Source organism: Pseudomonas sp. AC463, assembly GCF_979253585.1.
This window is the reverse complement of the sequence record NZ_CEEDDZ010000754.1, coordinates 1-262: the sequence shown is the minus strand read 5'-3', so window position 1 is coordinate 262 and position 262 is coordinate 1. Positions and strand designations below refer to the sequence as shown.

Sequence of the window (262 nt, the reverse complement as noted above, 5' to 3'; positions counted from 1 at the left end):
GCGGATACGCGCGCGCTGGCGGATCAGCGCGAACGCGCCGTAGAGTACGCCGCGGTCGGTGTTGCCGGTGACGAGGGTGACCGGGCGACCGTTCAGCCGGACGGCGCGAATGAGATAGCCTTCGTCCCCCAGCGTCGCGGTCGGCAGCTTCAGGTCGGCGACCTCATCCGTCTTTGCCAGCACGATCGCACCGGCCCGGGCGGGAAGCGCGCGGCGAAGCTCCGCGGCGGCGACGCGCAGCATGGGGGTGTCGCCGCGTACC

1 protein-coding gene is annotated in these 262 nt (G+C 72.5%); it reads right to left on the bottom strand.

Going from position 1 to position 262, the window contains the following annotated elements; translation table 11 throughout:
• On the bottom strand, window positions 1–243 hold a 243-nt coding region (locus AC0IYH_RS32245), incomplete at its 3' end, for an alpha-glucuronidase family glycosyl hydrolase (protein ID WP_471838391.1).
• Window positions 244–262: the final 19 nt, after the last annotated feature.